The sequence below is a fragment of the Synechococcus sp. R3-13 genome, assembly GCF_047462195.1.
Lineage (GTDB): Bacteria > Cyanobacteriota > Cyanobacteriia > Thermostichales > Thermostichaceae > Thermostichus.
This window is the reverse complement of the sequence record NZ_JANSIO010000169.1, coordinates 1-7705: the sequence shown is the minus strand read 5'-3', so window position 1 is coordinate 7705 and position 7705 is coordinate 1. Positions and strand designations below refer to the sequence as shown.

General features: G+C 59.4%; 5 protein-coding genes. 2 read left to right on the top strand and 3 right to left on the bottom strand.

What is annotated here, in order from left to right:
* Positions 1 to 92: 92 nt before the first annotated feature.
* Positions 93 to 4055 carry a magnesium chelatase subunit H gene (locus NW856_RS05245; RefSeq protein ID WP_414399420.1) on the top strand — a complete coding sequence of 1321 codons (3963 nt, stop codon included), beginning with the start codon at positions 93 to 95 and terminating at the stop codon, positions 4053 to 4055.
* A gap of 24 nt (positions 4056 to 4079) precedes the next feature.
* Complete coding sequence (locus tag NW856_RS05240; protein ID WP_414399419.1) at positions 4080 to 4532, top strand: DUF6883 domain-containing protein; 453 nt, start codon at positions 4080 to 4082, stop codon at positions 4530 to 4532.
* Positions 4533 to 4801: 269 nt separating this feature from the next.
* Here the strand turns inward: NW856_RS05240 and NW856_RS05235 are convergent, their stop codons facing one another.
* The 3 genes from NW856_RS05235 to NW856_RS05225 form a co-directional block, all read right to left on the bottom strand.
* On the bottom strand, positions 4802 to 5671 hold the full coding sequence (locus tag NW856_RS05235; RefSeq protein ID WP_414399418.1) for a prepilin peptidase: 870 nt from the start codon (positions 5669 to 5671) through the stop codon (positions 4802 to 4804).
* A 122-nt stretch (positions 5672 to 5793) separates the two neighbouring features.
* Positions 5794 to 5994 carry a hypothetical protein gene (locus NW856_RS05230; RefSeq protein WP_414330572.1) on the bottom strand — a complete coding sequence of 67 codons (201 nt, stop codon included), beginning with the start codon at positions 5992 to 5994 and terminating at the stop codon, positions 5794 to 5796.
* Between the two features lie 322 nt (positions 5995 to 6316).
* A partial coding sequence (locus NW856_RS05225) for a Mur ligase family protein (protein WP_414399417.1) occupies positions 6317 to 7705 on the bottom strand: 1389 nt, incomplete at its 5' end.

The following is a 7705-nucleotide window of genomic DNA, read 5'->3' as shown; positions in this document are numbered from 1 at the left end:
GCGTCAGCGGGACGGAGTCCTTTCGCGTCAGCAGGACAGAATCCTTTCCCCGGTTTACCCAATTTTTGCATTGCACGACGGAGAGCGACCGCATGTTTACTCTGGTTAAGCCCATCACCCGCCACGTTACCCCTGCCGAGGTAGGGGATCGCCGCTTGATGAAGGTGGTGTATGTGGTGTTGGAGCCGCAATATCAGAGTGCCCTGACCGCAGCAGTGCAGCACATCAACGCCCACAACTCCAAGCTGGCGGTGGAGCTGTCCGGCTATCTGGTGGAGGAGCTGCGGGATCCCGCGGGCTATGAGGCTTTTCGGCGGGATCTGGAAACGGCCAATGTCTTTATTGGATCCTTGATCTTCATCGAGGACATTGCCCAGAAGGTGGTGCAGGCGGTAGAACCCCTGCGGGAACGGCTGGATGCGGTGGTGGTGTTTCCCTCCATGCCGGAGGTGATGCGCCTGAACAAGATGGGAGCCTTTTCTATGGCGCAGCTAGGCCAGTCCAAGAGCGCCATCGCCCAGTTCATGCGCAAGCGCCAGCAGGGATCCAACTTCCAGGAGGGGATGTTGAAGCTGCTGCAGACCCTGCCCAAGGTGCTGAAGTATCTGCCCTTCGACAAGGCGCAGGATGCCCGCAACTTCATGCTCAGCTTTCAGTATTGGCTGGGGGGATCCCGCGAGAACCTGGAGAACTTTTTGCTGATGCTGGCGGATCGCTACCTGCCGGGGATGCGGGGGCAGCTCTCCTTTGCCGAGCCGGTCACCTACTTGGAGATGGGCATCTGGCACCCCTTGGCGCCGCAGATGTTTGCCAGTCTGGCGGAGTATTTGGATTGGTACAACGCCCGCGAGGATCTGCCGCAGGACGTGAAGGATCCCTTGGCTCCCTGCGTGGGGTTGGTGTTGCAGCGCACCCACCTGGTGACGGGGGATGATGCCCACTACGTGGCCATGGTGCAAGAGCTGGAGTCGCGCGGGGCGCGGGTGGTGCCGGTGTTTGCCGGGGGTCTAGATTTCTCCAAGCCGGTGAACGAGTTTTTCTGGAATGCCCAAAAGACCACTCCGGTTGTGGATGTGGTGGTGTCGCTGACGGGATTTGCCCTGGTGGGGGGGCCGGCGCGGCAGGATCACCCCAAAGCAGTGGAAGCGCTGCAACGGCTGAATCGCCCCTACATGGTGGCGCTGCCCTTGGTGTTTCAATCGACGGAGGAATGGGCTGCCAGCGACCTGGGGCTGCACCCGGTGCAGGTGGCTCTGCAGATTGCCATTCCCGAGCTGGACGGGGCCATTGATCCCATCATCCTCTCAGGGCGGGACGCGGCCACCGGCAAAGCTCACGCAATGCAGGATCGGATCGAGCTGATCGCGGCGCGGGCCATTAAATGGGCCAATTTGCGGCGCAAGCCCAAGCTGGAGAAGAAGATCGCCATCACCGTCTTCAGCTTCCCACCGGACAAAGGCAATGTGGGGACAGCAGCCTACTTGGATGTATTTGCCTCTATTCACCGGGTGATGCAGGCCCTGGCCCACAACGGCTATGACCTCGGCCCCGAGCTGCCCAAAACCCCGCAGGAGCTGATGGAGTCCATCCTGCACGATCCCCAGGCCCAGTACGCCAGCCCGGAGCTGAATGTGGCCGCCAAACTGTCGGTGCGGGAGTACGAGGCGCTGACACCCTACGTGAAAGCCATCGAGCAATACTGGGGGCCAGCGCCGGGGCACCTGAATACCGATGGGCAAAATCTGTTGATCTACGGCAAGCACTTTGGCAATGTGTTCATCGGGGTGCAGCCCACCTTCGGCTATGAAGGGGATCCCATGCGGCTGCTTTTTTCCAGGTCAGCCAGCCCCCACCACGGCTTTGCTGCCTACTACACCTACCTGGAGAAAGTTTGGGGGGCGGATGCGGTGTTGCACTTTGGCACCCATGGATCCCTGGAGTTTATGCCGGGCAAGCAGATCGGCATGTCGGGCGAGTGCTATCCGGATAATCTAATTGGATCCCTGCCCAACCTGTACTACTACGCCGCCAACAACCCCAGTGAGGCCACTATTGCCAAGCGGCGGGGCTACGCCTGCACCATCAGCTACCTGACGCCGCCGGCAGAAAACGCCGGCCTCTACAAGGGGCTGCAAGAGCTGCGGGAGATGATCGGCTCCTACCAAACCCTGCGGGAGGGGGCGCGGGGCATCGCCATCGTCAACGCCATCTGCGACAAGGCGCGGCTGGTGAACCTGGACAAGGATGTGGAGTTGCCCCAGGGGGACGCCGCCCAGTTGAGCTTGGAAGAGCGGGACAGGGTGGTGGGCAAGCTCTACGCCCAGCTGATGGAGATCGAGTCGCGGCTGTTGCCCTGTGGTCTGCACGTCATTGGAGCGCCCCCCACAGCAGAGGAGGCGATTGCCACCCTGGTGAGCATTGCCAGCATTGACCGCCCCGAAGAAGGGATCCTGGGTCTGCCGCGCATTCTTGCCCAAAGCCTGGGCCGGGACATCGACGAGATCTACCGCAACCGAGATCGGGGGCACCTGGCGGATACGGAGCTGCTGGATCGCATCAACAAAGCTTGTCAAAAGGCAGTGGCAGCTCTGGTGCAGGAGCAGACCGATGCCCAGGGGCGGGTCTCTAGGGTGGCCAAGCTCAACTTCTTCAACATGGGTCGGCAAGCGCCGTGGCTAATGGCCCTGAAGGAGGCGGGCTACCCACAGGTGGATCCGGATCTTTTGAAGCCTTTGTTTGAGTTCCTGGAAGAGTGCCTGAAGCAAATTACCGCCGACCAAGAGCTGGGATCCCTGCTGCGGGCCTTGGAAGGGGAGTACATTTCGCCGGGGCCGGGGGGGGATCCCATCCGCAACCCCAATGTGTTGCCCACGGGACGGAACATCCATGCTTTGGATCCCCAGTCTATCCCCACGGCAGCCGCGATTAAGTCTGCGGAGATCGTGGTGGAACGGCTGCTGGCTCGCGAGATGAGCAGTAACGGTGGCCGGTACCCGGAAACCATCTCGGTGGTGCTCTGGGGCACCGACAACATCAAGACCTACGGGGAGTCGCTGGCGCAGGTGCTGTGTTTGCTGGGGGTGCGACCCAAACCCGATGCCCTGGGGCGGGTGAACAAGGTGGAGTTAATCCCCTTAGAGGAACTGGGCCGGCCCCGCATTGATGTGGTGGTGAACTGCTCGGGGGTGTTCCGGGATCTGTTTGTTAACCAGATGGACCTGATCGACCGGGCGGTGAAGCTGGCGGCCGCAGCGGTGGAGCCACCGGAGCTGAACTTTGTGCGCAAGCACGCCTTGCAGCAGGCAGAAGAACTGGGGCTGACGTTGGAGCAGGCGGCAACGCGGGTCTTTTCCAACGCTTCCGGATCCTACTCCGCCAACATCAACCTGGCGGTGGAAAACAGCTCCTGGGAGGACGAGAGGGAGCTGCGGGAGATGTACCTATCCCGCAAGTCCTTTGCCTTTGGCTCCAACCTGCCCAACCAGCAGATGCGACAGCTCTTCGAGGCCAGCCTGAAAACGGTGGATGTGACCTTCCAGAACCTGGACTCCTCGGAGATCAGCCTGACCGATGTCAGCCACTACTTCGACGCGGATCCCACCAAGCTGGTGCAGAGCCTGCGCCCCGACGGCAAGGCCCCCTCGGCCTACATGGCAGATACCACCACGCCCAACGCCCAGATCCGCACCCTGAGCGAAACCATCCGTCTGGACGCCCGCACCAAGCTCCTCAACCCCAAGTGGTATGAGGGGATGCTCAAGCACGGCTACGAAGGGGTACGGGAGATTGCCAAGCGGTTGGTCAACACTTCGGGCTGGTCGGCCACGGCAGGTGCGGTGGACAACTGGATCTACGAAGAAACCAACGAGACCTTCATCAAGGATGAGGCCATGCGGCAGCGCTTGATGAACCTCAACCCCCACTCCTTCCGGCGCATTGTCGGATCCCTGCTGGAGGTGCATGGGCGCGGCTATTGGCAGACTTCCCAGGCCAATATCGAGCGTCTGCAGGAGCTGTATCAGGAGATCGAGGACAGAATCGAAGGGGTGGAGTAATTAATATGGTTGTTTCAGGTTAGCGTGAGACGTCTGGGCTACTGTTCGCGCCAGCGGGACGGAGTCCTTAGACCTTACGTGAAGTCGGCAAAAGCTGCAACCACGGCCGGATCCTTGCCCAGGGCTTCTGAAGCAGCAGTGGATCCTGCCAAGTTCGTTGATTACTCTATGAATCCAGCTAATCCTGGAAATCAAGGCAAGTGGATTGCCTTTGCAGAGCTTGGCTATGATGTCAGTACACCAGAGGGAAGAAGGGTGGGATTTGCTCACATTCTGCAACAGGTTACTGCTGCTCTGCCTTGCGCCTTAGCCGGGGATCCGTTTCCAACACCCTATGGAAGCCGCTATCGAGTCAAGATTGAAATTTTGGGCCTCAATCAGAAAAAAGGCACTTTAGTGACCGTGTGGCAGGTTGATAAGGAAAGTTTAATCCCTCGTTTGGTCACCAATTGGCTAGAGGTACACAATGATGAGTAAAACCACTTCTAGAATCAAGCCATACAGTAGAGTCAAAACTGTGGCAGATGTCAAGGAGTATTTCAGCGAGACCACTATTCCTGCTGGAACTCAGGGATCCATTGTGGAATGTTACTCAGATCCCACTGAAGGCTATGCGGTTGATTTAGCGGTTCCGGATTTGAGCTTGGTAGGAGGTTTTCGATATTTTAATCTCATTCTTTTTCCCGATCAGTTTGAAGTCATAGATCCCGAAACATGAAGTATCCAATGTTGAATGGACGTTCCCTCTACCCCACCAGGTCAAGCCAGCGCAGGTAGCCCTCCACCAGTTGGGATCCGGCTAGAGCGGCTACCCCTCCGCCCATAGCCAAGTAGGGGCCGAAGGGGATGGGCTTTCCCAGGCGGGCCCGCCCCTTGGTCATGGCCAGCAAGCTAGCCAGCAGGCCAAACCCGGAACCCAAAAGAAGGGCCACCACCACCCCCTGCCAGCCCAACCACATGCCGATCAGGGCCAACAGCTTGCTATCTCCCCCGCCCATAGCCTCCCGCCCCAAGACCCAACGGGCCAAGAGGCCAATGCCCTCCAGCAGCCAGAGGCCCAGCACAGCTCCTGCAATCCCTTCCACCAGTGACAGGCCTGTAGCGGCCAGGGATCCGGATCCCTGGAGCCACGGCAGAGCCAGGCGGGCCAAAAGCCCCACCACCAGGCCTGAACGGGTCAGCTCCTCCGGCAGCAAAAAGGTATCCAGATCGATGAGCGCCAGGGCCAACAGCCAGCTCAACAAGACGCAGGTGAGGATCCCTTGGGCAGAAAACCCCAAAGCGCCGATGCTGAGGGCAAACAGGCCCATTGTCAACGCCTCAACGGCAGGGTAGCGCCAGCTAATCTGCGCTCCACAATGGCGGCAGCGACCGCGCAGCAACAACCAGCCCAGGATGGGAATGTTCTCCGTGGGGCCCAGCGGCGTCTTGCAGCTTGGACAATGGGATCCGGGATGGAGCAGAGAAAGGCCCTGCGGCAGGCGATAGACCACCACGTTCAAGAAGCTGCCCACACAGGCCCCCAGCACCAGTACCAGCACCCAGCCCAGTAGGCGCAGCTCCCAGATTCTGTTGGCGTCGGCGCTGCTCAGCCACATCATGCTCAGCCACATCATGTGAGCGTTGTGCAGTAGGGGAGAATCTCGAGCATGGCAGCCATTCCCATCGCGTCGGCAGGACGGAGTCCCTAAAGGCAGAAAAAGGAAGGATCTGCTCTGTCAGCGTAGCTCCTTGTGCCTCACCGCAGCGGCTCCAATTGCTGCAGCGGAATAAAAGTTTCCTGGGGCAGCAGGATGGGGAACTCGGAAAAGATCAGATCCCCTCGCAGGGTACGGCGGTGAATAACTACCCCCCGCGGAGGTTGCTCCAGCACTTCCGGTCGATGCTGCAGATGAAATTGATAAATCTGGCGAGCCGCTTGAAGCAGAGCGCTGTCCATGAGCTGTTTTCCTTGCCAAATTCACAACTACCCTAACGACATTCCCATCGCGTCGGCGGGACGGAGTCTTTAGACCTTTTGGGATCCCCAAAGTTCTGTCTGCCATCCCTCAGACTTTTTTAGAACGGTTAAGGCTTCTGAAAAGCCGAGGATCCCCTGAGCCGAACACCTGCTGCTTCCCAAAAGACAAGTCACCCGCCCCCGCCAGCCTAAACTTAGGATATCGCCGCCGAGGACTTATGGGTCACCTCCGCCCACTCAATTCTCGATGTCTGTCCAGGAATGGAGGCCATAGAGCACTCTGGAGTTGTCGGCAGCCAGCCTAAGACAGTTTGACGTCAGGGCTGGGGGAGATCAAATCTGGGCCGATGCTGTAGGAGGAGCCACGGTAACTGGGTTTGGGATTAAGCTTGTCTTGAAAGCGGGTGATGATCTGGATGGTGCGCTGTACATCCGCCGGAAAGATCACCACCAGGTCTCCGGGTTCGGCTTTCTCCAGAGCGGTTTCGATAGCAGTTGCCTCATCCAAGATTTCCTGCAGACGATCCCCTGCCTTTTCCTGTTCCCAACCCTGCCGGATTAGGGCGGCCACCTCGCCTGGTTCCCGTCCTCGCCGGTCATCATCTTCTTTGACAATGGCTCGGTCGAACATGCGCGCTGCCAAGACTCCCAGCTCTCGTAGGTCGCTGTTGCGCCGATCCCCAGGCCCGCCGATAACCCCAATTTTTCGTTGGCAATCCCAGCGCTCTAGGGTACTTTGAATGGCCTCGTAACCTGCCGGGTTGTGGGCATAGTCCACCAGCACTTGGTAGCCCCCCACATCGAACAAGTTGAGGCGACCAGGGGTTTGGGCCACAGAACTGGTGAAGGTGCCCAGTGCCATGCGGATGTCGTCGATGGAAACCCCGTGCAGGAAGGCTGCCAAGGTGGCGGCTAGGGCATTTTGGATCATGAAGCTGGCTTTGCCGGAGAGGGTGAGGGGAATGTTGCTGACATCTTCGATGCGCAGTTTCCAGCCCCGTTTCAAAATGGAGATGTGGCCCTCTTCATAAACAGCCGCCGTGCCCCCGGAAGCAATGTGCTTTTGAATGAGGGGATTTTCCGGGTTCATACTGAAGTAGGCCACCGTCGCCTTGACATTGGCGGCCATGGCGGCCACCAGACCATCATCGGCATTCAAGACAGCGTAGCCCCGCTCGTGTACCGCTTCCACCAAGACGGATTTGACGCGGGCCATGTCTTCCAGGGTTTCGATATCCCCTAACCCCAAGTGATCTGAGGTTACGTTGAGCACCACGCCGATATCGCATTCCGGGAACCCCAGACCCTCTCGCAAAATGCCGCCCCGCGCCGTTTCCAGCACTGCTACTTCCACGGTGGGATCCCTGAGCACCAGGCGGGCGCTGTGGGGGCCGGTCATGTCTCCCTTGGCAATTTGATGGTTTTGGATGTAAACGCCGTCGGTGGTGGTGAAGCCGACCCGCTTGCCGATGCCTTTGAGGATGTGGGCGATCAGGCGGGTGGTGGTGGTTTTGCCGTTGGTGCCGGTGACGGCCAGGATGGGGATGCGGGTGTGGCTGCCGGGGGGAAAGAGCATGTCGATGATGGGCTCAGCCACATTGCGCGGGATCCCTTCGCTGGGGGCCAGGTGCATGCGCAAACCCGGAGAAGCGTTCACCTCGACAATGCCGCCACCGGTTTCGTTGACGGG

What these genes read in the sequence shown, in the direction of transcription:
- NW856_RS05230 (WP_414330572.1), bottom strand. Translation starts at nt 5,994, where the DNA reads ATGGACAGCGCTCTGCTTCAAGCGGCTCGCCAGATTTATCAATTTCAT.
- NW856_RS05235 (WP_414399418.1), bottom strand. Translation starts at nt 5,671, where the DNA reads ATGATGTGGCTGAGCATGATGTGGCTGAGCAGCGCCGACGCCAACAGA.
- NW856_RS05245 (WP_414399420.1), top strand. Translation starts at nt 93, where the DNA reads ATGTTTACTCTGGTTAAGCCCATCACCCGCCACGTTACCCCTGCCGAG.